Origin of the sequence: Amycolatopsis sp. cmx-4-83 (assembly GCF_046548815.1) — a bacterium.
GTDB classification, from domain to species: Bacteria; Actinomycetota; Actinomycetes; order Mycobacteriales; family Pseudonocardiaceae; genus Amycolatopsis; species Amycolatopsis pretoriensis_A.
On record NZ_JAEBEF010000004.1, the window covers coordinates 639,752 to 661,661 of the forward strand.

The 21,910-nt window shown below is 73.0% G+C and carries 20 protein-coding genes; 7 read left to right on the forward strand and 13 right to left on the reverse strand.

From position 1 onward, the window contains the following. The first annotated feature begins 106 nt into the window (after positions 1-106). The 5 genes from ACLJQM_RS15485 to ACLJQM_RS15505 all read left to right on the forward strand — a co-directional run bounded on the left by ACLJQM_RS15485 (position 107) and on the right by ACLJQM_RS15505 (position 5,975). Entirely contained in the window at positions 107-1,582 is a 1,476-nt protein-coding gene (locus tag ACLJQM_RS15485) for a carotenoid oxygenase family protein (protein WP_410631776.1), read from the forward strand. A gap of 74 nt (positions 1,583-1,656) precedes the next feature. After that, a complete protein-coding gene (locus ACLJQM_RS15490) occupies positions 1,657-3,276 on the forward strand; it encodes a class I adenylate-forming enzyme family protein (RefSeq protein WP_410631777.1) in 1,620 nt (539 codons plus the stop codon). A 4-nt stretch (positions 3,277-3,280) separates the two neighbouring features. Beyond that, positions 3,281-4,474 carry an acetyl-CoA acetyltransferase gene (locus ACLJQM_RS15495; protein WP_410631778.1) on the forward strand — a complete coding sequence of 398 codons (1,194 nt, stop codon included), beginning with the start codon at positions 3,281-3,283 and terminating at the stop codon, positions 4,472-4,474. After that, on the forward strand, positions 4,471-5,454 hold the full coding sequence (locus ACLJQM_RS15500) for an LLM class F420-dependent oxidoreductase (RefSeq protein WP_360777066.1): 984 nt from the start codon (positions 4,471-4,473) through the stop codon (positions 5,452-5,454). Before ACLJQM_RS15495 ends, ACLJQM_RS15500 begins: the two co-directional genes overlap by 4 nt. A 2-nt stretch (positions 5,455-5,456) precedes the next feature. After that, entirely contained in the window at positions 5,457-5,975 is a 519-nt protein-coding gene (locus ACLJQM_RS15505) for a pyridoxamine 5'-phosphate oxidase family protein (protein ID WP_410631779.1), read from the forward strand. Positions 5,976-6,082: 107 nt separating this feature from the next. Here the strand turns inward: ACLJQM_RS15505 and ACLJQM_RS15510 are convergent, their stop codons facing one another. After that, positions 6,083-6,922, reverse strand: a complete 840-nt coding sequence (locus ACLJQM_RS15510; RefSeq protein WP_410631821.1) for an SGNH/GDSL hydrolase family protein — start codon at positions 6,920-6,922, stop codon at positions 6,083-6,085. A gap of 111 nt (positions 6,923-7,033) precedes the next feature. Between ACLJQM_RS15510 and ACLJQM_RS15515 the strand changes: the two genes are divergently transcribed. Further along, the gene (locus ACLJQM_RS15515; protein ID WP_410631780.1) at positions 7,034-8,275 is read left to right on the forward strand and encodes a PucR family transcriptional regulator; all 1,242 of its coding nucleotides are present in this window, start codon (positions 7,034-7,036) and stop codon (positions 8,273-8,275) included. Positions 8,276-8,775: 500 nt separating this feature from the next. Here the strand turns inward: ACLJQM_RS15515 and ACLJQM_RS15520 are convergent, their stop codons facing one another. Continuing rightward, positions 8,776-9,165, reverse strand: a complete 390-nt coding sequence (locus ACLJQM_RS15520; RefSeq protein WP_360777062.1) for a hypothetical protein — start codon at positions 9,163-9,165, stop codon at positions 8,776-8,778. Positions 9,166-9,246: 81 nt separating this feature from the next. Next, the gene (locus tag ACLJQM_RS15525; RefSeq protein WP_410631781.1) at positions 9,247-10,113 is read right to left on the reverse strand and encodes an alpha/beta fold hydrolase; all 867 of its coding nucleotides are present in this window, start codon (positions 10,111-10,113) and stop codon (positions 9,247-9,249) included. Between the two features lie 67 nt (positions 10,114-10,180). Between ACLJQM_RS15525 and ACLJQM_RS15530 the strand changes: the two genes are divergently transcribed. Beyond that, positions 10,181-10,906, forward strand: coding sequence for a TetR/AcrR family transcriptional regulator (locus tag ACLJQM_RS15530; protein ID WP_247020125.1), 726 nt, complete (start codon positions 10,181-10,183; stop codon positions 10,904-10,906). Between the two features lie 115 nt (positions 10,907-11,021). Here the strand turns inward: ACLJQM_RS15530 and ACLJQM_RS15535 are convergent, their stop codons facing one another. From ACLJQM_RS15535 to ACLJQM_RS15580, 10 genes are all read right to left on the reverse strand, one after another. Next, positions 11,022-11,669: a TetR/AcrR family transcriptional regulator gene (locus tag ACLJQM_RS15535; RefSeq protein ID WP_247020126.1), complete on the reverse strand. Its 648-nt coding sequence runs from the start codon at positions 11,667-11,669 to the stop codon at positions 11,022-11,024. Positions 11,670-12,072: 403 nt separating this feature from the next. After that, the gene (locus ACLJQM_RS15540) at positions 12,073-13,764 is read right to left on the reverse strand and encodes a flavin monoamine oxidase family protein (protein ID WP_410631782.1); all 1,692 of its coding nucleotides are present in this window, start codon (positions 13,762-13,764) and stop codon (positions 12,073-12,075) included. Further along, positions 13,761-14,516 carry a carbon-nitrogen hydrolase family protein gene (locus ACLJQM_RS15545; protein WP_410631783.1) on the reverse strand — a complete coding sequence of 252 codons (756 nt, stop codon included), beginning with the start codon at positions 14,514-14,516 and terminating at the stop codon, positions 13,761-13,763. Before ACLJQM_RS15545 ends, ACLJQM_RS15540 begins: the two co-directional genes overlap by 4 nt. Then, positions 14,513-15,904 (reverse strand): amino acid permease, encoded by a 1,392-nt coding sequence (locus ACLJQM_RS15550; RefSeq protein ID WP_410631784.1) that lies wholly within the window; start codon positions 15,902-15,904, stop codon positions 14,513-14,515. The genes ACLJQM_RS15545 and ACLJQM_RS15550 overlap by 4 nt, the downstream gene beginning before the upstream one ends. A 74-nt stretch (positions 15,905-15,978) precedes the next feature. Further along, a complete protein-coding gene (locus tag ACLJQM_RS15555; protein WP_410631785.1) occupies positions 15,979-17,298 on the reverse strand; it encodes a sensor histidine kinase in 1,320 nt (439 codons plus the stop codon). Positions 17,299-17,300: 2 nt separating this feature from the next. Next, a complete protein-coding gene (locus ACLJQM_RS15560; protein ID WP_360777050.1) occupies positions 17,301-18,011 on the reverse strand; it encodes a response regulator transcription factor in 711 nt (236 codons plus the stop codon). Positions 18,012-18,058: 47 nt separating this feature from the next. Next, complete coding sequence (locus ACLJQM_RS15565) at positions 18,059-18,733, reverse strand: IclR family transcriptional regulator (protein WP_360777048.1); 675 nt, start codon at positions 18,731-18,733, stop codon at positions 18,059-18,061. A gap of 55 nt (positions 18,734-18,788) precedes the next feature. Further along, positions 18,789-19,601, reverse strand: coding sequence for a sugar phosphate isomerase/epimerase family protein (locus ACLJQM_RS15570; protein ID WP_410631786.1), 813 nt, complete (start codon positions 19,599-19,601; stop codon positions 18,789-18,791). Next, positions 19,601-20,734: a dihydrodipicolinate synthase family protein gene (locus tag ACLJQM_RS15575; RefSeq protein WP_410631787.1), complete on the reverse strand. Its 1,134-nt coding sequence runs from the start codon at positions 20,732-20,734 to the stop codon at positions 19,601-19,603. Before ACLJQM_RS15575 ends, ACLJQM_RS15570 begins: the two co-directional genes overlap by 1 nt. Positions 20,735-20,817: 83 nt before the next feature. Then, complete coding sequence (locus ACLJQM_RS15580) at positions 20,818-21,858, reverse strand: LacI family DNA-binding transcriptional regulator (protein ID WP_247020140.1); 1,041 nt, start codon at positions 21,856-21,858, stop codon at positions 20,818-20,820. Between the last annotated feature and the right edge of the window lie 52 nt (positions 21,859-21,910).

A 21,910-nucleotide genomic window follows, 5' to 3' on the forward strand; every position in this document is an offset into this window, starting at 1 on the left:
TAACACCTGACTACATCTAGAGAAGCCTATTGACACCTGACTACACAAATCATAGTCTCATCCCCATCAGCCAGCGCGGTGAGCCCGACAGTCAGGGAGCAGCCCGATGACCAGCACCTCCGAACAGCCGCTCATGGTGGCCCGGGCGGCGGACGCGGCCGAGGAGCCCAACCCCTACCTGCTCGGCGTCTACGCCCCGGTCGGCACCGAGATCGACGCGGAAGACCTGCAGGTCATCGGCGAGATCCCGAAGGACCTCAACGGCGTCTACCTGCGCAACGGCCCCAACCCGCGGTTCGCCCCGGAAGGCCGCTACCACTGGTTCGACGGCGACGGCATGATCCACGCCGTCCACCTCGAGAACGGCAAGGCGCGCTACCGCAACCGCTGGGTCCGCACCAAGGCCTTCGAGGCCGAGTCCGCGGCTGGCAAGGCGCTCTGGACCGGCGTCATGGAGAACCCGAAGGGCAACCCCTTCGGCAACGCGCACGGCCTCGGCCTCAAGGACAACGCCAACACCGACGTCGTCTTCCACCGCGGCCGGATCCTCGCCACCTGGTACCTGTGCGGCTCGCCGTACGCGGTCGACCCGCTCTCGCTGGAGACGCTGGGCGCCGAGGACTTCCTCGGCACGCTGGTCGGCGACATGATGGCCCACCCCAAGGTGGACGAGGCCACCGGCGAGCTGTTCTGGTTCGACTACGGCCCGCGCCCGCCGTACCTGCGCTACGGCGTGATCAGCGCGGACGGCAAGGTCGTGAACACCACCGAGATCGAGCTGCCCGGCCCGCGCCTGCCGCACGACATGGCCATCACCGAGCGCTACGCGGTGCTGATGGACCTGCCGCTGGTCCAGGACCCGCACGCGGCGAAGCTGGGCCGCCACAAGCTGCACTTCGACCGCTCGATGCCGAGCCGCTTCGGCGTGCTGCCACGCTACGGGAACGGTAGCCAGATCCGCTGGTTCGAAGCGAGCCCGTGCTACATCTACCACGTCGTCAACGCCTGGGAGCAGGGCGACGAGGTCGTCCTCGACGTCTGCCGCGTGCAGAAGCCGGCTCCCCGGCCCGACGCGCACACGCCGCTCGCGAAGATGCTCTCCTACCTGCGGCTCGACGCCCAGCTGCACCGCTACCGCTTCGACCTGCGGACCGGCGCGTGCCGCGAAGAGGCGCTCGACGACGCCAACACCGAGTTCCCGACCGTCGACTCCCGCGGGGTCGGCAAGCGGAACCGGTACTCCTACGCGGTGCACATCTCACCCGAGTCGACGCTGAAGTTCGACGGGCTCGTGCGCTACGACAATCTTGCCGGCGCCAAGACCGAATACCGGTTCGGTCCCGGCCGGTGGGGCAGTGAGGCTCCGTTCGCACCCCGCGAAGGAGCGGCCGCCGATTCGGCGGACGGTCATCTGGTGACGTTCGTGCAGGACGAGCGTGAGGGACGCTCCGAACTGGACATCTTCGACGCCGCCGATCTCGCTGCCGGACCCGTGGCCAGGGTCCTGTTGCCCCAGCGGGTTCCGCTCGGTTTTCACGCGACCTGGGTCCGAGCGGACCAGCTGGAAAACCTCCGTTCATGAGATGCCATCGAGAGGGTCGCGCCCGGGACTTCCGGACGCGGGGATGGTGGAGTGCGGAGACGATCGACCAGCTCGTGAAGGAGCGGGTCAGTGCCGACCCGGAGGGTCTCGCGCTGGTCGATCCACCGAACACCACCGCACTGGTCGGACGCGACCCGGTGCGGTGGACCTGGAACCGGCTCGACGAACGCGTCGACGTCCTGGCCGCGTTCCTGCTCGCCAGAGGGGTGCGAGCAGGTGACGTAGTGGCCGTGCAGCTGCCGAACTGCTCGGCCCTGGTGCAGGCGTTCCTCGCGATCGTCCGGATCGGTGCGGTGGTCACCCCGTTCCCGGTGTCCTACCGGGAGCACGAGATGGGTCCGATGTGCCGGCGCACCGGAGCTGTCGCCGTGGTGACCGCATCCAGATACGGCGAGCACGAGCTCGCCGGGGCGGCCCTTGGGCTAAAAGGCGCTTCGGCGCCGTCGGTCCGGTTCGTCGTCGCCCGGGGGGACGACGAACCGGCCGGCGCCCTGGCCTGGCCCGAAGAACCACTGTCCGCAGCGGAGAAATCCACTTTGGACTCCTATTTGTCCACACTCGACACCGACGTCGACGACTGCGTGACGATCTGCTGGACGTCCGGCACCGAAGCCGAACCGAAGGCGGTCCCGCGCTGCCACGGCGACTGGCTCGCGACGGCGGTCGGCTGCGTCCAGGCCGCGGGGATGACCCGCGACGACGTCCTGCTCTCGCCGTTCCCCATGACGAACATGGCCGGCATCGGCGGCATGTTCCTGCCCTGGCTGCTGACCGGCGCCGTGTTCGTCCCGCACCACCCGTTCGACCTGTCGGTGTTCCTGGGGCAGCTCGCGGCCGAGCGCGTGACGTACACGCTCGCGCCGCCGGCGTTGCTGACCATGCTGCTGCACAACGAGAAAATACTGTCCGGAGTGGACCTCTCGGCGCTGCGCAAGATCGGCTCCGGCTCGGCGCCGCTGTCGCCGTGGCTCGTGCGCACCTGGGCCGAGCGGCACGGCATCGACATCATCAACTTCTTCGGCTCCAACGAAGGCACCGCGCTGCTGTCCGGCCCGGTCGACATCCCGGACCCGGACCAGCGCGCGAGCTACTTCCCGAACTACGCCTCGGCCGTCACGTGGTCGACGCCCGTCGCCGGCTGGACGTCGGTGCGGCTGCACGATCCCGTCACCGGCGAGCGGGTGACCGAACCCGGGCGCCCCGGTGAGCTGCACATCGCCGGGCCGACGGTGTTCGCCGGGTACCTCACGGCGGTGGGGGAGCCGCTCGACACGTCGTCCTTCGACTCCGACGGGCACTTCCGCACCGGCGACGTCTTCGAGATCGCCGGCGAGCGCGGCGAGTTCCTGCGGTACGTCGACCGGGCGAAGGACCTGGTCATCCGCGGCGGCGTCAACATCTCGCCGGCCGAGGTCGAGGGCCTGCTGGCCGGGCACCCGGACGTCGCCGACGTCGGCGTGATCGGCGTGCCGGACGACGTCATGGGGGAGCGGGTGTGCGCGGTCGTCGTCCCCGGCGCGCGCAAGCCGTCGCTCGACGACCTGGTCGCGTACCTGCGCGAGCGGAAGGTGGCCGCGTTCAAGCTGCCCGAACGGCTCGAGTACGCCGATGCCTTGCCCCGCAACCCGGTGGGGAAGATCCTGAAGCGGAAGCTGCGGGAAAGTCTGGAGTGAGGCCATGACGGTGTTCGTGCTGGGCGGGGCGCAGACCGATTTCGCGCGCAACTACGCGAAGGAGGGCCGCGGGATCCTCGAGCTGTTCGCCGAGGTCGTGCCGGCCGCGCTCGCGGACGCCGGGGTTTCGGCCGGGGACGTCGGGGTCGCGCACGTCGGGAACCTCGCGGCCGAGCTGTTCACCGGCCAGGCCCAGCTCGGCGGGCTGCTGGTGGCCGCGGTGCCGGAACTGGACGGCGTGCCCTCGACGCGGCACGAAGCCGCGTGCGCGTCCGGCAGCACCGCCGTGCTCGCCGCGTGCGCGGACATCGAGGCGGGCCGCTACGACGTCGCGCTGGTCGTCGGGGTCGAGCTGATGCGCAACGTCGACGGGCAGCGCGCGGCCGAGCACCTCGGGTCCGCGGCGTGGGCCGGGCACGAGGCCGTGGGCGCGAAGTTCCCGTGGCCGGCGCTCTTCGCCGACGTCGCCTCCGCGTACGACGAGCGGTACGGGCTCGATCCCGGACACCTCGGGCAGTTCGCGTCGCACGCTTTCGACCGCGCGGCGCGGAATCCGCTGGCCCAGGCGCGGGACTGGCGCTTCCCGGCCGGCGCGTTCGGGCCCGACGACGAGCTGAACCCGGTCATCGAAGGCCGGCTGCGCAAGCAGGACTGCGGCCGGATCACCGACGGCGCCGCGGCGGTCGTGCTGGCCTCCCCGGCGTTCGCCGAGCGGCTCGGCGGCGGCTTCCCACGCATCGCGGGCTTCGGGCACCGCACTTCGCACATCGGCCTCTCGGAGAAGCTGGCGTCCGACGGCGAATACCTGTTCCCGCACCTGCGCGGCGCGGTCGTCGACGCCTACGAGCGCGCGGGCGTGGCCGGGCCGGACGCGCTCGACGTCGTCGAGCTGCACGACTGCTTCACCATCACCGGCCTGGTCGCGCTGGAGCACCTGGGCGCGGCCCCGCCGGGGGACGGCGGCCGGTTCATCGGCGAGGGCGGCCTCGACGCAGCCGGGATCAACCCCGGCGGCGGCCTGATCGGCCTCGGCCACCCGGTCGGCGCGACCGGCGTCCGGATGCTGCACGACGTTGCCCGGCAGGTGACCGGGAAAGCGGGCGAGACGCAGGTCGAGGGCGCGCGGACGGCGTTGACGCTCAACGTCGGCGGTTCGTTCACCACGGTCGTCACCATGATCGTGCGGGCGCCCGCATGAGGCTTTCGGTTTCGCTGGGGTTGTGGCAGGACCGCCCGCCGGAGGAGGCGCTGGAAACCGCGCGCGCCGCGGAGGCCGCCGGGTACCCGGAGCTGTGGATCGGCGAGATGGCGACGTGGGACGCCTTCGCGCTGGGGACCGCGATCGGCGCGGCGACGTCGTCGATCTCGCTGACCTTCGGGCCGCTCGCGGTGACCGTGCGGGACCCGGCGACGATCGCCATGGGCGTCGCGTCCGTGGCGGCGCTGACCGGCCGGACGACGGGGGTCGCGCTGGGCACGTCGAGCGACGTCGTGGTGCGGGGCTGGCACGGCCGGTCGCGGTCCCGGGCGGCGACGGCTTTGGAGGAGTCGGCGATCGCCGTGCGGCAGCTCGTTTCCGGCGAGAAGTCCACTGTGGACGGCTCGGTGGTGGGCTCGCAGGGCTATCGGTTGCGTTTGCCCGCACCGAAATCGCCGCTGACGATCGCGGCGTTCGGGCCGCGTGCGCTCGACGTCGCCGCGCGGCACGCCGACCGGATGGTGGTCAACCTGGTCACCCCGGCCGCGGCCGGTGCCCTGGTGAGCGGTCTCCGGGAAGCGGCTTCGCGGGCCGGCGTGACGCCGCCGCCGGTGGCCGCGTGGGTGGTCGGCGCGGTGGACCCCGGGCCGGCGGAGCTCGAGCAGCTGCGCCGGGGCGTGGTCGGCTACCTGGCCGCACCCGGCTACGGCGAGATGTTCCGCGCGGCGGGGTTCGGCGAGCTGGTCGGCTTCGCGCGCACCCGGCCGCACCCGCGTGAGCTGCTGGCGGCGGTGCCCGTCGAGGCGATCGCCGTGGTCGGGTTGCTGGGGTCGCGCGCGGAGGTCGCCGCGAAGGCCGCCGAGTACGCGGCGGCGGGGATCGACGAGCTGGCGATCGTGCCCGCCACCGGCGACGACGACCCGGGCGGCGCGAAAACCCTCGCCGCGTGTCGATCCGCGGTCGGCCCGTTCGACGCGTAGGCATGAGCGAACCGACGAAGACCAAGAACCTCGACCAGAACGGCTCCCCGGAGCTGCCGTGGAGCCGGGCGCGCGACCTCCTCGCGACCCAGACCCCGAAGGAGGACCTGACGTTCTTCGTCGGGACCGTCCGCCCCGACGGCCGGCCGCATTCCGCCGGCGTGGGCGCGATCTGGGTCGACGAGACGCTGTACTTCGTGAGCGGACCCGGTACCGTCCGCGCCCGCAACCTGGCGGCGAACCCGGCGTGCAGTGTTTCGGTGCGCCTGAAGGGCCTCGACCTGACGGTGGAGGGCGAGGCCGAGCCGGTCGCCGACCCGGCGGCGCTCGAGCGGGTGGCGGCCGCCTATCGCGAGGGCGGCTGGCCGGCGCAGGTGACCGAAGGGGGGTTCGACGCGCCGTTCATGGCCCCGAGCGCCGGCCCGGCCCCGTGGTTCCTGTACCGGCTGGTGCCGACCCGGGCGATCGGCGTCGCGTGCGCCGAGCCGTACGGCGCGAGCCGCTGGGATTTCGGCCGCTGATCGCCGCGGCTGGTCGTGAGTGTTCAGGAGGGTCAGAGCCCTCCTGAACACTCACGAGCCACCCGGCCGAACCTTCGTGGACAGAGCGGCCGGCGCCGGGCAGGTCCTCAGCCGATCGCCGCGGCCACCGTCGCGCCGATGTGGCGCATGCCGGTCGCGTTCGGGTGCAGCGGAGCCGCCACCGAGGTCGGGATCACGCTCTCGAACCACTTCACGCCCGGCAGCTTGCAGACGTCGTGGCCGATCGAGGGCGTCCGGATGTCGACGTACCGCGCGTTGTGCGCCGCGGCCTGCCGGGCCAGCGCCGCGTTCGTCTTGTCGATGCTGCCCTGGATGTAGTTCGCGTCGCGCGGGGTCAGTGGCGCGATCGGCCAGCACCCGTTGTGCGGCAGGTACGTGCCGTAGCCCGCGACGAAGACGGCCGCGTCCGGGGCCTTCGCGTGGATCGCGTCCAGCAGCGCTCCCCACGTCGGCTCGAACGCCGCGATCTTCTCGGCCAGCTGGTCGTGCCCGCCCGCCGTGTACCTGTCGACGCAGTCCGGGTTGATGCCGGGCAGCAGGTTGATGCAGCTCGTCGCCGCGCCGACCAGGCCGACGTCGTTGCCGCCGATGGTCACCGTGACCGTCTTCGTGGCCGCGTTCAGCGCGTCGAGCTGCGGCGGGACCGCGCCGGTCTCCGTCGACTGCGGGGCGTACATGTCCGCGGTCGTCGCCCCGGAGCACGTGACGTCCTTCAGCGGGACGCCGAGCTGCTTCGCGGCGACGTGCGGGTAGTTCGCGAGCGACCGGAGGCAGCCCGGGGACGACAGATCCGGGGGCAGGATCAGCGGTCCGGCCGCGGCCGAGTCCCCGAGCGCCACGTACTCGCCGCCGGCGGCGGCCGCGGTGCCCGCCGTCGTGATCGCCAGCGCGGTGACCATGATCGTGATGAACGCCGTTGTCCTCACTCGCACGCCGTCCTCCTTGACGTTGTGCCGATGGCTGGTCTCCGTGACACCATCGGCACCGCGGGTGGCCGGATTGACTGGGAATCCGGGCAGAGAACGAGGGGATCGGTTGTGACGGAGCACAAAGCCGGCGCGGACCTGGCCCTCGGCGGGCAGCGGGTGCACGAGCGGCTGACCCGGGACGAGCCCGAGCTGATCGCGCGGGTGCTGACGCGCATCCAGGCCGAGGTCGCGGACTACCGCCGGCTGCCGGTCGAGGAGCTGGCCGGCGACATCGCGGGCATCACCCGGCAGGCCGTGCGGGCGTTCGCGCGGAGCCTGCGCGAGGACCGCGAGCTCAACGACGCCGAGCTGCGGCAGATCGGCGCGTCCGCGGTGCGCCGCGCCGAGGAGGGCTTCCCGCTCGAGGCCGTGCTCAACGCCTACCACGTCGGCGCGCGGGAGATCTTCGCCGTCGGCTCGGCCGAAGCGGACGGCGCGGACGTCGCCGACCTGCTCGAAGTGGCAGACCGGGTGCTGGCGTGGGTCGGCGCGGTCACCGCCGCGGTCACCCGTGGCTACCTGGAGGAACTGCGCACGAAGGTCGGGCAGGAGCACACGGCGCGGCGCACGCTGCTGTCGGTGCTGGCCGACGGCGGCCCGGTCGACGTCGTCGCCCGCAGCGCCGGGATCACGCTGCCGGCGCGGTACCTGGTGCTGAGCGTCGAGCTGGGGCCGCACGCCGACGAGGGGTCGCCGGGCGTGGACGCGGAGATCGCCGTCCGCCGCAAGCTGCGCCGGTTCCTCGCCGCGTTCGAACACGCCTGCGGCGACGGCGTGCTGGCGTCCCTGGACGGCCCGGGCGGGCTGGTCCTGCTGCCATTGGCCGGCCGGCTGACGGAGCTCGCGGGCCGGCACGCGGTCCTCGACGCGGCCGGCCGCGCGGCGGGCGTCGACGTGCTGGCGGCGGCCGAAACGGCGGCGCCGGCGGAGGTCCGGGTGGTGGCCGCGCGGACGGCGGAGGTGCTGGACGTGCTGCGCTGGTTCGGCCGCGAGCCGGGCCTGTACCGCCTCGACGACGTCCTGGTGGAGTACCAGCTGACCCGCCCGGGCGCGGCGCGCGACCGCCTGGCCGCGGTGCTCGCCCCCCTGGAGCCGCACCCGGAACTGCTGGAGACGCTGCAGGCGTACCTCGAGCTGGACACGAACCGCCGCCGCACGGCAACCCGCCTGCACGTCCACCCCAACACGGTCGACTACCGCCTGCGGAAGGTCCGCGACCTGACGGGCATCGACCCCCTCCACCCGGCGGGCCTGCCGCGGATCATCGCGGCCCTCGCGGCTCGGCGGGCGTCGTTGCCGCGTGGGGAGTGAGAGGGTTCGGTCCGTCGGCGGTCGGGTGCGTGGCTTCTCGGCGGGTACGGCTCCGGGGCGTTCGGCGGGCTTTGCCTCGGGTCGTCGCGGCTTTCGCGGTTCGGTGAGCGTTGCTGGCGCGTGCGGACTCGGGCCGTCGCCGGCGGATGGGTGCGTGGCTTCTCGGCGGGTACGGCTTCGGGGCATCCGGCGGCTTGCCCCGGATCATCGCTGCTCGGCGAGCGTCGTTGCCGGGTGGGGACTGAGCGGGCTCGGCCCACTGCCAGGGAAGGGTCCGCGACCTGACGGGCATCGACCCCCTCCACCCGGCGGGCCTGCCTCGGGTCATCGCGGCCCTCGCGGTTCGGCGGGCGTCGTTGCCGCGCGGGGACTGAGCGGGTTCGGCCCGCTGGCAATCGGGTGCGTGGCTCTCGGCGGGCGCCGCTCCGGGCGTCCGGCGGGCTTGCCCCGGATCCTCGCGGCTCGGCGAGCGTCGCCACCGCGTGAGAACTGACGGGCACTCACCCCACGCCGGTCAAGTGCGGCCGATGCGCGGGAATCTCCGCCGACCGACGCGGCGACGGCACCCGCACCGCCACCGGCCGCAGCCCGGCGCGGGCCAGGACGCCCGCCGCCACCGCCGCACCCAGCACGCCCGCCGCCAGCGCCGAAGCCGCGTCGAAGCGCAGCTCGCCGGTGCGGCCGAGCACGAACCCCGAGTCCAGCGCCCACGCCACCGCCGCGACCCCGATCGCGGCGGCGGCCGTGCTCCACACCGCCGTCGAGAGCACCACCGCACCCAGCGTCACCAGTGCGTACCACGGGAACCGGGTCGCGCCGGCCACGTCCGCCAGCACCACCGCGACGACCGCGGCCGCGCACCCGAACGGGAACCCGAAGCCACCTGTCATGACCCCAGTAAGACCGCCGGCGCGGGGCGGCACCATGAGCCAGGACGCGTTCCCTACAGCCCGGCCCCGGATCTTGACGCGCTATTGACCCGTCACGCGCCCGATCGCCTCGGCGATCTCCGGCCACACCGCGCGCGGCAGGTTGTGGCCCATGCCCGGGATGACGAGCAGCTCCGCGCCCGGGATCGCCGCCGCCGTCGCCTTGCCGCCGCTGACGTTGATCAGCGGGTCGGCGTCGCCGTGGATGACCAGTGCCGGCAGCCGGACCTCGCGCAGGCCCGCCGTGCGGTCGCCGGAAGCCACCACCGCGGCCGCGTGGCGGAGCGTGCCCACCGGGTGGCGGGCGCGGTCGTAGTGCAGCGTGGCCTTGGCCAGCAGGAACGCCTCGTCGTCCGGGTAACCGGGGGAGCCGAGCCGCCGGTAGCCGTCGACGCTGTCGGCCAGCGCCTGCTCGCGGGTCGAAGCCGGTGGCCGCGCCAGCAGCCCGAGCGCCCACGGCTCGGCCTGGCCGACGGCGGGGTCGCCGGTGGTCGACATGATGGACGTGACGGACAGCAGCCGGTCCGGGTGGTCGATGGCCAGCTGCTGCACGACCATCCCGCCCATCGACGCGCCGACGACGTGCGCGCGCTCGATGCCGAGCGCGTCGAAGAGCCCGACGGCGTCGTCGGCCAGGTCGGACAGCAGGTACGGCGCGGTCGCCAGGTCGCCGGCCGCGAGCGCGGCCAGGTCCGGCGCGGGCAGGTGGTCGAGCCAGGTGGAGAGCCCGACGTCGCGGTTGTCGTAGCGCACGACGAAGAACCCGCGGCCGGCCAGCAGCTCGCAGAAGCCGTCCTCCCAGGTGATCATCTGGGCGCCGAGGCCCATCACCAGGACCAGCGGCGGGGCCGCCGGGTCGCCGAAGGTGTCGTACTCGAGCTCGAGCCCGTTGGCCTGTGCGCGTGGCATGCCCCGATCCTGCCGTACCCGTTCGAACCTGGCACCGGCACGGGCGGTGCGGTTACCGTTACGCCCCATGCCTCCCTCATCCTCGGGCACCGGCCAGCGCCCCCGGTCGCGGGCCGCGGCGGGTCTGCCCGCGCTCACCGCCGAGCGCATCATCTCCGCGGCCACGGCCCTGACCGCCGAGCGCGGCCTCGACAACTGGACGCTGCGGGAGCTCGCCCGCGCGGTCGAGGCCTACCCGGCGGTCATCTACCACCACGTCGGCGACCGCGACGCCGTGGTGAACGCCGTCGTCGACCGGGTCGTCGGCCTGCTGGAGCTGCCCGAAGAGCGGCTCCCGTGGGCGGAGTGGTTCACCGAGCTGCTGGGCAGCCTGCGCGCGCTGCTGCGGACCTACCCGGGCTGCGCGCGGCGGCTCGCCCTCTTCGGCCCGTCGGTCAAGGCGGCCACGCGCAGCATCGACGCCGGCATCGGCGTGCTGCTGCAGGCGGGGTTCGGCCGCGAGAGCGTGCTGGCCTACAACCTGCTGCTGATGACCGCGTGCCAGTTCGTCGCGATGGAGGACGACCGCGACGGCGCGCTCGCCCTGCGGATCGACAACACCGAGGCGTACGCGGCCTACCGCGAGCGGGCCGACCTGCCGGGGATGGCCGAGCTGGGGTCCGCGATGCACGACCTGATGGGCGACCCCGACCTCGCCGCGGGCTACTACGCCCAGCTGTACGACTACGCGGTCGGCCGGTGCCTCGACGGGCTCGCCCACCGCCTGGACGAACTGCGCGAAGCGGACAACTGAGGGTTGACAGCGACTTGACAGTGCCCCGGCGTACCGTGGACGTGCGTCGGTGGTTCGCCCATCGACCCGAAGCCCCTGGCGCCCTCCTCCCCCTCGTGGCGTCGGGGGCTTCGGTCTATTCGCGACCGTGGCGCGGCGACGGTGGCACCGCCCGGATCGCCGGGAAGACTTCGCCGACGAGCGTGACGAGCGACTTCGACAGCAGCAGGTGCACCTGGTCCCGGGTGAGTGATCCGCGCACGAGCCATTCCCGCCCGGCCGCCTTCACCATCCCGCCGAACGCGCGCACGAGCGCGTTCAGCTCCGGCCCGTGGTCGCTCTCGCTGGACAGCCCGACGGCCTCGAGCACGCGGTCGGCGGATTCGCGGTCGGCCTCCTCGAGGATCCGCTCCACTTCGAGGTCACGCCCGATGCCCTCGGGCGCGATCGCGGCCAGCCACATCCGCTCCTGGCTGGTGACCATGTCGAGGAACCACTCGATGGCGACGTCGGCCCGCAGTTCGAGCGGCCCGTCCGGCAGGATCTCGACGGCCAGCCGCGGCACGGTCAGCGCGCGCCGGATGATTTCCAGGTACAGCTCGCGTTTCGTGCCGAAGTAGTGGTTGATCAGCCCGCGCGCGACCCCCGCCGCCGCGGCGATGTCCGAAGTGGACACTTCGGAATACGGGCGTTCCCCGAACAGCCGCGCGGCGCAGGCGTAGATCTGTTCCTTCCGTTCGTCCGGTTCCAGTCTTCGCCATCTCGGCGCCGGCTCGGTGTTCATGGCCCCATCGTCGCACGCCCGGTTGCGCCGGGCAGCCCAGTCCGCACGTTCCCGGACACGGTGCCACGATCGGGGCACGGCCGGTCCGGGAGTGTGATCGGGAGGGTGCTGTTCGGCTCGCGGCACCACTCGGAACCGGAGCCGGAAGCGGGGGCGTGCTCACCGGCCCCTGACTTCGCCGAGATCCTGCGGAGGGAACGTCTCGTTCCCGTCTGCACCATCGGGGTACGCCCGGTTCGGCAGCGTGATCGGGAGGGTGTCGTTCGGCTCGCCGGGGTGCCACGAATGACTCATTGGGGCGGTGGAGGTCGCGAATGAGCCATTCGCGACCTCCGCCCGGCCCCGGCAAGCGGAGCCGCAACCGGCGCCGGCAGCCGGAACCGGCGCCGGAAAAGGGGCACGCTCAGTCCGGCAGCGTGATCGGCGCGAGGTCCTCGAAGAGGTCCCCCGGCCCCGGGTTCGCCGGATCGGTCGCCCCGCCGAAGTGGTGCAGGACGCCCCACACCGCGTTCAGCGCCGTCTGCACCGCGCCCTCCGCCCAGCCCGCCGTCCACGAGACGTCGTCGCCCGCCAGGAACAGGCCGCGGTGGCGGGGCGCCAGCGGCTCCTGCACGAAGTGCGTGAACAGCCGGTGCTGGTAGCGGTAGTGGCCGGGCAGGTTGGCCTTGAACGCGCCCATGAAGTGCGGTTCCGCCTCCCACGACACGGTCACCGGGTCGCCGATGATGTGGCGGCGGACGTCGACGCCCGGGTAGATCTCGCGCAGGGACTGCAGCATCACCTCGACGCGCTCGGACACCGAAAGCGGCAGCCACTTCAGCGAGTCGTCGGCCCACGTGTACGACAGGCAGATGACCGCCGGCGAGTCCGGGTCGTCGCCGAGCAGGTACGTGCCGCGGGGCATCCGGTCGGTGAGCGTCATGCTCATCGCGTCGCGGCCGGTCGCCGGGTCGGTGTCCAGCCAGAACGGGCGGTCGACCGGGACGAACACCTTCGACGACGCCATGTAGTGCGTGCGCTCGATCGCCGTCCAGTGGTCGATCGGGAACAGCTCCGCGTCGCATTCGATCTTGGACAGCAGCATCCAGCTCTGCGCCGTGAACACCGCCGCGGGGAACGTCCGGATGTGGCCTTCGGTGTCGGTCACCGTGATGTTGTCCGGCGCGGTGCGGTGCAGCCGCGCGACGCCGGGCTGCGGGCGTCCGCCGTGGAGGGAGCCGAGGCTCGTGCCCGCCGGCCAGAAAGCGATCTTCTCGGGCGCGTGTTCCCACAGCCGCAAGGGGAGCTGCCTGCTGCCGCCGACGATGCTGCGGTGCTCGTCGTCGGCTCCCGTGTAGACGACGCGCAGGATTTCCAGGATGGAGTTGGGGAAGTCGGTGTCCCAGCCGCCGGTGCCGAAGCCGACCTGGCCGAAGATCTCGCGGTGGCGGAAGGAAGCGAACGCGGGCGAGTCGCAGAGGAAGCCGTAGAACGTCTGGTTGTCCAGCCGCGGCACGAGTTCGTTCCACAGCCGCTTGATCGTCTTCGCGTCCCGGTCGCGGATCGCCGTCTGCATCTCGGCGAACGACGCGTGGTCGGCGAGCGTGCGGTCCCACGCCGCGGCGACTTCGCCGTACACGGCGGGCAGGTCCGCGGGCGTCCGCGCGTAGTGGCTCTGTCCTTTCAGGTCCACGACCGTGCTCGGCGTCCCGGGCGCCAGCGGGTTCGGGAACGGGACCGTTTCGAGCCCGACCTTGTCGATGTAGTGGTACAGCGCGGTCGACGCCGGCGGGAAGCGCATCGCGCCCATCTCCGCGACGACGTCGTCCGGGCAGCCGGGGAACCGGACCGTGCGCAGCCGCCCGCCGAGCTCGTCGATTTCGTACACCACCGGCCGCAAGCCCAGCTTCATCAGCTCGTACGCGGTGACGATGCCGGACAGGCCGCCGCCGATCACCGCGACTTCGGTGCCGTGCCGCTCCGCGGGCACCGAGCCCAGCCCGGCCGGGTGGGCGAGGTAGTCGTCGTAGGCGAACGGGAAGTCGGGGCCGAACATCGTGATCGGGCGGCCCGGCGGTTCTTCGTGGTGGATCGCGGTCGGGACGGCGGAGGTCATGCGGTGGTTCCCCGGTACAGTTCGGGCCGTCGGTCGGCCAGGTGGGTGTTCTCCAGGCGGGACGCGGCGAGCGCCTCCCGCGTGACGTCGGCGTGGACCAGCTCCGGCCCGGACCCGGCGCGCGCCAGGACTTCCCCCGTCGGGGCGGCCACGCAGGAGCGGCCGCAGTAGGTCAGCTCCCGCTCGGTGTCGCAGCGGTTCGCGTAGGCGACGAACAGCTGGCTTTCGTAGGCCCGCGCGGGCACGAGCGTGTCGGCGACCAGCTCGTACGGGCTCATCAGCGCGGTCGGCACGACCAGCAGTTCGGTGCCGGCGAGCGCGTGCGCCCGCACCAGCTCCGGGAATTCGACGTCGTAGCAGATCAGCAGCCCGATCCGGACGCCGCCGAGGTCGGCCTGCACCACGGCTTCGCCGCCCGGGGTGAACCACGCCTTGTCGAGGTCGCCGAACAGGTGGGTCTTGCGGTAGTTCGCCAGCCGCCGCCCGGTCGCGTCGACGAGCTGGACGCTGTTGAAGACGTGTTCGCCGTCGGATTCGGGATAGCCGTAAGCGAGTGCGACGCCGGTTTCCCCGGCCAGCGCGGACATCCGTCGCGCGGTGGGCCCGTCGACGGGCTCGGCGAGTTCGTGCGTGCGCGCGCCGATGTGGTAGCCCGTGGTGGCCATTTCGGCCGTGACGACGAGGTCGGCGTCGGTGCGGGCGAGGACTTCCGGGAGATCGGCGAACGCGCCCTGGTGGATCGCGACCCTCATGCCAGCCTCGACTTCCGGATGCCGTAACCGAAGTAGAGGACCAGGCCGAGCGCCATCCAGCCGCCGAAGACGACCCAGGTGGCGCCGTCGAGGCTGAGCATCATGTACGCGCAGCACAGCACGCCCAGCACCGGCGTCACCGGCGAGAACGGCACGCGGAACGAGCGTGGCCGGTCGGGCTGGCGGCGGCGCAGCAGCAGGACGGCGACGTTCACCAGCCCGAACGCGAACAGCGTGCCGATGCTGGTCGCGTCGGCCAGCTTGCCCAGCGGGATGAACGCGGCCAGCACGGCGACGAAACCGGAAACCACCAGGGTGTTGACCCGCGGCGAGCCGCTCTTGGCGTCTACTTTGGACAGCACGCCCGGCACCAGGCCGTCGCGGGACATCGCGAACAGGATGCGCGTCTGTCCGTAGAGGACGGTCAGCACGACGCTGGAGATGGCCACGATCGCGCCGACGGCCAGCAGCGCGGCCCAGAGCGGGTTGTCCGACACGACGCCGAGGACGTGCGAGAGCGCGGCTTCCTGGCCGTCGAACTCCTGCCACGGCAGCGCGCCGACCGCGGCCACGGCGACCAGGCAGTACAGCACGGTGACGATGCCGAGCGAGAGCAGGATCGCCCGCGGCAGGTCGCGCTGCGGGTTCTTCGCCTCCTCGCCGGCGGTCGAGGCGGCGTCGAACCCGATGTAGGAGAAGAAGAGCTTGGCCCCGCCGGCGCTCATGCCGGCCAGCCCGAGCGGCAGGAACGGCGTGAAGTTCTTCGCCCGCACCGCGGTGAACGCGATCGCGCAGAACAGCACCAGCGTGCCGATCTTGACCACGACCATGATCGTGTTGGCCCGCGCGCTTTCCTTCGCGCCCGACAGCAGCAGGACCATCGCGAGGAGCACGACGACGATGGCGGGCACGTTGACGATCCCGCCCGAACCCGGCGGCTGGCTCAGCGCGTCCGGGATGGTGAAGCCGAACGCCAGCCGCAGCAGCTCGTTGACGTACTGACCCCAGCCGACGGCCACCGACGCCACCGAGACGCCGTACTCGAGGATCAGGCACCAGCCGCAGACCCACGCGACGAGCTCGCCGAGGGTGGCGTAGGCGTAGGAGTACGACGAACCCGACAGCGGGATCATGCCGGCGAGCTCGGCGTAGGAGAGCGCCGAGAACAGCGCGGTGATCCCCGCGAGCACGAACGACAGCACCACGGCCGGCCCCGCCACCGGGACCGCTTCGCCGAGCACGACGAAGATCCCGCTGCCCAGCGTCGCCCCGATGCTGAGCGTGGTGAGCTGCCCGAGGCCGAGCGACCGCTTCAACGTGCCATGATCACCTTCGGCGACGAAGTCGGCGACCGGTTTCCGCCGCACCGTCGCGGCTCGCAGAGTCATGCCGACGACCGTATCTGCCGTTTCCGGCGGGCAAAACAGGACTACATTGCGCGTACAGATGAATCACAGGTGATTCATTGCACAGGATGCGCGGATCGTGGCGATTCGTTCTGCTCGGCGGCGGGCAGGAGCAGGGTGAACGTGGGTGGGGCGGGACGGCTCAGCCGGAGCCGGCCGCCTTCGGCCTCGGCGAGGCTGCGGGCCAGCCGCAGGCCGATCCCGTGATCGCTCGGCGCGGTTGCGAACGGGTCGGTTTCGCCCAGGTCAGGGCCTTCGTCGGCGACGTCGATGGCCAGCGCGTCGCCGGCGTCGCGGGCCACGACGGTGACCGTGCCGCGCCCGTGCGTCGCCGCGTTGTCGAGCAGGACGCCGAGCACCTGGCGGACCGCGGCGGCCGCCACCCGGGCCGGCGGCGGGTCGTGGCGGTTGATCCGCAGCGCCCGTCCGCGCGGGTCGAGCAGGGCCTCGCCGGCCTCGCGGACTTCGCCGAGGAGCGCGTCGAGGTCGAGTTCCGCGCGCGGGGCCCGGCGTTCGCGGCCCAGCGCCAGCAGGTCCTCGATGGTGCGTTCCAGCCGATCGGTCGAGGCGATCCCGGCGCGGATCGCCGCGTACGGGTCGGCCGAGGGCGTTTCCAGCGCGGCTTCGAGCTGCAGGCGCAGGCCGGTCAGCGGGTTGCGCAGCTGGTGCGACGCCTCCGCCGAGAACGCGCGCTCGCGCTCCAGCGTCTCGCCGATGCGCGTCGCCGTGGCGTCGAGTGCTTCGCCGACCTGGTCGATCTCGGCGATGCCCGCGCGGGGGGAGCGGGCGGTGAAGTCGCCGTCGCCGAGCCGCCCGGCGGCCGCGGCCAGCTCCTCGAGGGGCCGCACCAGCCGGGTCGTCGCCCGCCGGGCCAGCAGCCAGCTCACGCCGATCGCCGCGATCGCGAGCACGGCCATGCCAAGCCAGGTGAGCACCACCCGCAGCCGCAGCTCCGACATCGGCAGCGCGGCGCGGACCACCCCGGTCACCCGGGCGCCGCTGAGGACCGGGATCGCCAGCGCCACTTCGTCGCCTTCGCGGTCGATCACGACGTCGACGGTGGCGCTCGCCGCGTGCCGCTCGACCGGGCCGCCGACCGCGGGGCCGTGCCCGGCGAGCAGCCGCCCGTCCGGGCTGTAGACGCCGACGGCGCCGCCGACCTCGTCGTCGTCTTCGACGAGGGGCGGGACGACCGGCGTCCGGCCGGCGCTCAGGTCCTCGGAGACGGCGAGCGCGGCGGCGTCCGCGGCCCGCTCCAGGTCGGCCTTGGTGTCGTCGCGGTAGTACTGCATCACCGCGATGCCGAGCGGCAGCGCGAACAGCACGGTCGCGACCAGCGCGGCGAGCACGGTCAGCGAGATGATCCGGCGGCGCACGGCTAGCCTTCGGCCGCGGACCGGGCCGGGTCCTCCAGGCGGTAGCCGTGACCGCGGAGGGTGGCGATCCGGGGCACCTCGGCGTCGGGCCCGGCGACCGACGCGAGCTTGCGGCGCACCGCCGCGATGTGCACGTCGAGGGTCTTCGTCGAGCCGTACCAGTGCGCGTCCCAGACCTCGGCCATCAGCGTCTCGCGGCTGACCGCGACGCCGGGCTGCTCGGCCAGCCGCGCCAGCAGGTCGAACTCCTTCGCGCGCAGCACGACCTCGCGGCCGTGCAGGGTGGCGCGGCGGCCGGCGATGTCGACGGTCAGCTCGCCGATGGTCACCGGCGGCCGGGCCCCGGCGGGCGCGCCGCGGCGCAGGTGCGCGCGCACCCTGGCCAGCAGCTCGCCCAGCCGGATCGGCTTGGTGAGGTAGTCGTCGGCACCGGCGTCGAGGCCGACGACGACGTCCATCTCCTCCTGCCGGGCGGTGAGGATGACCAGCACGGCGGCGGGCAGCGCGCTCCGCAGCCGGCGGCAGACCTCGACACCGTCCAGGTCGGGCAGGCCGAGGTCGAGCAGCACGAGGTCGAACTCACCGGCTTCGGCGGCCTGCAGTGCGGTCCGGCCGTCACGGCGCCAGCACACCTGGTAACCGTGCAGCCGCAGGGTCGATTCGAGCACGCTGCCGATCGCCGCGTCGTCTTCCACCACCAGCAGGTTCGGCATGCCGGGCAGCCTAACCAACGTCCTGCCGGAATCCGGACGACTGTGGCCTATTCCGTCCGGGTCCCGAGGCCGATCTGCGATATCCGCAGCGAAGCCCCGGAGACGGCTTCGGTAAACGCAGCGACTTCGGCCGCGTCGAACCGGCTGGTGGGACCGGTCACCGCGAGCGCCGCGAGCACCCGCCCGTCCCCGTCGCGCACCGGCGCGGCGACGCTGGACGCACCCGCCTCGGGCTCCCCGTGGCTGACGGCGGCCCCCTCGGCCCCGTCGAGCACCCGCCCGGCGGCCCCGCACCCGAGCGGCAGCTCGTCCCCGACCCGCCCGACGTGCCGGATGGCCAGCGGCCCCTCCTGCTGGGCCACGCAGACCAGCACCGACGTGCTGCGGACGTAGAGGTTGACGGTTTCGCGGCACTCCAGCGCGAGGTCGCGCAGCACCTGGCGGACCGGTTCGGGCAGCTGCCACGCGGTGTTCGCCAGCTGCGCCCACCGCAGCATCCCGGGTCCGACGGTGACCCGTCCGTCGGGCCGCGTCCAGAGCAGGCCGCGCTGTTCACAGGTGGCGACGAGCCGCAGCACGGTCGTCTTCGCCAGGCCGCTGGCCGCGGTGAGATCCTTGACCGCCCACGTCCGGCGGCGTTCGGTGAAGAGAGCGAGCAGGTCGAAGGCGCGCAGCACGCTCCGGACGGCGCCCTCGTCGCCGGTCTGGTGTTCCGTCGTCATCGCGCGACCTCCCCAAGTCCGCTGGACGGACCAAGCGTACCGCGCCGTGGACACCTCAGGCCACGTGTCGCTCGAAGGCCGCGATCGTCTCGGCCAGTACCTCCGCCCCCGGGCGGGCCCACAGCTGCGCGTTGAACACTTCGACCTCGATCGGCCCGTCGTACCCCGCCGCTTCGACGCAGGTGCGCAGGTGGCGGTGGTCGATCGGGCCGTTCCCCGGCAGCGCTCGGCCCAGCAGCGGGTCGGGGAGCGGCACCAGGACGTCGCACACGTGGAACCCGGCGATCCGGCCCGCCGCCGCGGCGATCGACTCCTCGATGCGCGGGTCCCACCAGACGTGGAACTCGTCCACGATCACGCCCACCTGCTCGGCCGGGTGCTCGGCCGCGATCGCCAGTGCCTGGTCCACAGTGGACAGCACCGACCGGTCCGCGCACTGCATCGGGTGCAGCGGCTCCAAGCCGAGCCGCACGCCGCGCTCGCCCGCGTACGGGGCGAGCTCGCCCACGGCGTCCGCGACGCGCCGGCGGGACGCGGCCAGGTCGTGGCCCGCGATGCCGCCGACCACCAGCACGAGCACGCCGGCGCCGAGCGCGGCGGCTTCGTCGATCGCCTCGCGGGTCTGGGCCACACCGTCCACAGGGGACCCTTCCGGGGTCACGCCGGTGAAGAAACCGCCGCGGCACAGCGAAGAAACCTGGACGCCGTACTCCTTGAGCAGCCGCGCGGTTTCGTCGACGCCGGTTTCCGCGACCTTGTCCCGCCACAGCCCGATCCAGCCGACGCCCGCCGCCGCGCAGCCCGCCACCGCTTCGGGCAGCGTCCAGGACTTGGTGGTGATCTGGTTGAGGCTGAGCCGCTCGTCCATCACGCCACCCCGGCGGCCAGCAGCAGCGGCCGCATCCGGGCGACGGCCAGGTCGGGGTCGGCCAGCGCGCCCGCCTCGTCGGCCAGGCGCAGCAACGTCGCCAGGTGCGTGATCGTGCGCGCGGATTCCTGCCCGGCGATCATCCGGAAGTGCCGCTGGTGCCCGTTCAGGTACGCCAGGAAGACGACGCCGGTCTTGTAGTGCCGGGTCGGTGCGCGGAAGATTTCGCGAGACAGCGGTACGGTCGGGTCGAGCGCGGCGCGGAAGCCGGCCAGGTCGCCGTCGTCCAGCCGGCGCAGCCCCGCCGCGGCCACCGGGGCGATCGCGTCGAAGATGCCGAGCAGGGCTTCGCTGTGGCCGGCCTCGTCGCCCGCGATGAGTTCGGGGTAGTTGAAGTCGTCCCCGGTGTAGCAGGCGACGCCCGCGGGCAGGGTGCGCCGGAATTCGGTCTCCACCTCGGCGTCCAGCACCGAAACCTTGACCCCGGCGATCGTGCCGGCGTGCTCGGTGCACAGCGCTGCCAGCTCGCGGGCGGCCGCGCGGACGTCGTCGTGGCCCCAGTAGCCGGCCAGCGCCGGGTCGAACTGCTCGCCCAGCCAGTGCAGCAGCACCGGCCCGCCCGCGTCGGACAGCAGCTTCCCGTACGCGGCGTGGTAGTCGTCCGGCCCGGTGGCCGCGGCGGCGAGCGCCCGGCTGGCCATCACGACCGGGATCGCGCCCGCGCCGCCGACCAGGTCCAGCTGCTCGCGCCAGGCGTCCACAATGGACGCGACGGTCGCGGGCCCCGGTGGCAGCTGGTCGGTGCCGACGCCGGCGCACCACCGCCGTCCGGCCGCGGCCGCGCCGGTGCGCGTCACGAGCTCTCGGGTGGCCGGCCAATCCAGGCCCATCCCGCGCTGCGCGGTGTCCATCGCCTCCGCGACGCCGAGGCCGCACGACCAGAGGTGCTCGCGGAAGGCGAGCGTCGTGTCCCAGTCGACGGTGTCCGGCTCGGCGGCGAGCGCGTCCGCCACGACGTGCGCGGCGGCGTAGGCGATCCTCGACGACAGCGGCGTTCCCGACGGCCCGGGACACGGCGGCCCGGACGGCGTCCAGTCCAGCAGCCCGCCGCCGGGAACCGGGAGCACGAGCATCGGGGGACCTCCCAGTGACTCAGAAAGCGCTTTCCCGAATCCACGGTAGGGCCTGCGCCGGAGCACGACAAGGCCCGACCGGGTCAGCGCTTGGGGCGTCCGGTGCTTTCGCGCAGGACGACTTCGCCGGAGAGCCGGACCGTCCGCGGCCGGGTGCCGGCGGAGCCCTTGATCGCCAGGTCCATCGCCCGCTCGCCGAGCTCTTCCAGCGGCAGCCGCACGGTGGTCAGCGCCGGGGCGAGGTCGCGGACGACCGGGATGTCGTCGAAGCCGGCCACCGAGATGTCGCCCGGCACGGAGAGGCCCTCCTCGCGCAACGCCGTCAGCGCGCCGATCGCCATCACGTCGGTGACGGCGAAGACGCAGGTCGGCAGCTTGCGCTTGCGGCCGGCGAGCAGCTTCTTGGTCGCCTCGTAGCCGCCGTCGCGGGTGAAAGCGGCCTCGACGACGTCGTCCTCGCGCAACGTGATGCCGTGCGCGGCGAGCCCGTCGCTGAACCCGGCCAGCCGGTCGATGACCGTGCTCAGCTGCCGCGGGCCCGCGAGCACCGCGAACCGCTTGTGGCCGAGGCCGACGAGCGCGTCGGCCAGCGCCGCCGCGCCGCCCTTGTTGTCCGGCTGCACGGTGTCGATTTTGAGCCCGCGGTGGCGGCTGACCGCCGCGACCTGCCCGCCGCCGCGGCGGTAGGGCTCGAGCTCGGCGGCCATCGCGCGTTCCCACGTCCGGTCCTCGAACGCCGAGCCGATCAGCAGGATCGCCGCCGCCCGCTGCGCGCGCAGCGTCGAGACGTAGGCGACCTCGCGGTCGGGGTCGCGGAACGTGCCGGCCAGCATCACGAGCAGCCCGTTGTCGGTCGCCACCCGCATCACGCCGCCGGCGATCGCCGCGAAGTAGGGGTCGCTGACGTCGTGGCAGATCACGCCGACCGTGCGGTGCGTGCCGCCGGCGAGGGCCTGCGCGTGCGCGTTCGGGGCGTAAGCCAGCTCGGCCGCGGCGGCGGACACCCGCTCCCGCAGGTCGGCGCGGACGGACGCGGTGCCGTTGAGCACCCGCGACGCCGTCGCGAGCGAGACGTTCGCGCTGCGTGCCACGTCTTCCAGTGTCACGTGCGGCCGGGCCTTCATGGCTGGCTCCTCCAAGATCGGTTTCGGGTGTCTCCGCGTGCTCGGTCGGTGC

Excerpts from the sequence above, each read along its gene's own strand:
- ACLJQM_RS15485 (WP_410631776.1), top strand. The coding sequence starts at position 107 with ATGACCAGCACCTCCGAACAGCCGCTCATGGTGGCCCGGGCGGCGGAC.
- ACLJQM_RS15495 (WP_410631778.1), top strand. The coding sequence starts at position 3,281 with ATGACGGTGTTCGTGCTGGGCGGGGCGCAGACCGATTTCGCGCGCAAC.
- ACLJQM_RS15500 (WP_360777066.1), top strand. The coding sequence starts at position 4,471 with ATGAGGCTTTCGGTTTCGCTGGGGTTGTGGCAGGACCGCCCGCCGGAG.
- ACLJQM_RS15505 (WP_410631779.1), top strand. The coding sequence starts at position 5,457 with ATGAGCGAACCGACGAAGACCAAGAACCTCGACCAGAACGGCTCCCCG.
- ACLJQM_RS15520 (WP_360777062.1), bottom strand. The coding sequence starts at position 9,165 with ATGACAGGTGGCTTCGGGTTCCCGTTCGGGTGCGCGGCCGCGGTCGTC.
- ACLJQM_RS15525 (WP_410631781.1), bottom strand. The coding sequence starts at position 10,113 with ATGCCACGCGCACAGGCCAACGGGCTCGAGCTCGAGTACGACACCTTC.
- ACLJQM_RS15530 (WP_247020125.1), top strand. The coding sequence starts at position 10,181 with ATGCCTCCCTCATCCTCGGGCACCGGCCAGCGCCCCCGGTCGCGGGCC.
- ACLJQM_RS15535 (WP_247020126.1), bottom strand. The coding sequence starts at position 11,669 with ATGAACACCGAGCCGGCGCCGAGATGGCGAAGACTGGAACCGGACGAA.
- ACLJQM_RS15540 (WP_410631782.1), bottom strand. The coding sequence starts at position 13,764 with ATGACCTCCGCCGTCCCGACCGCGATCCACCACGAAGAACCGCCGGGC.
- ACLJQM_RS15545 (WP_410631783.1), bottom strand. The coding sequence starts at position 14,516 with ATGAGGGTCGCGATCCACCAGGGCGCGTTCGCCGATCTCCCGGAAGTC.
- ACLJQM_RS15550 (WP_410631784.1), bottom strand. The coding sequence starts at position 15,904 with ATGACTCTGCGAGCCGCGACGGTGCGGCGGAAACCGGTCGCCGACTTC.
- ACLJQM_RS15560 (WP_360777050.1), bottom strand. The coding sequence starts at position 18,011 with ATGCCGAACCTGCTGGTGGTGGAAGACGACGCGGCGATCGGCAGCGTG.
- ACLJQM_RS15565 (WP_360777048.1), bottom strand. The coding sequence starts at position 18,733 with ATGACGACGGAACACCAGACCGGCGACGAGGGCGCCGTCCGGAGCGTG.
- ACLJQM_RS15570 (WP_410631786.1), bottom strand. The coding sequence starts at position 19,601 with ATGGACGAGCGGCTCAGCCTCAACCAGATCACCACCAAGTCCTGGACG.
- ACLJQM_RS15575 (WP_410631787.1), bottom strand. The coding sequence starts at position 20,734 with ATGCTCGTGCTCCCGGTTCCCGGCGGCGGGCTGCTGGACTGGACGCCG.
- ACLJQM_RS15580 (WP_247020140.1), bottom strand. The coding sequence starts at position 21,858 with ATGAAGGCCCGGCCGCACGTGACACTGGAAGACGTGGCACGCAGCGCG.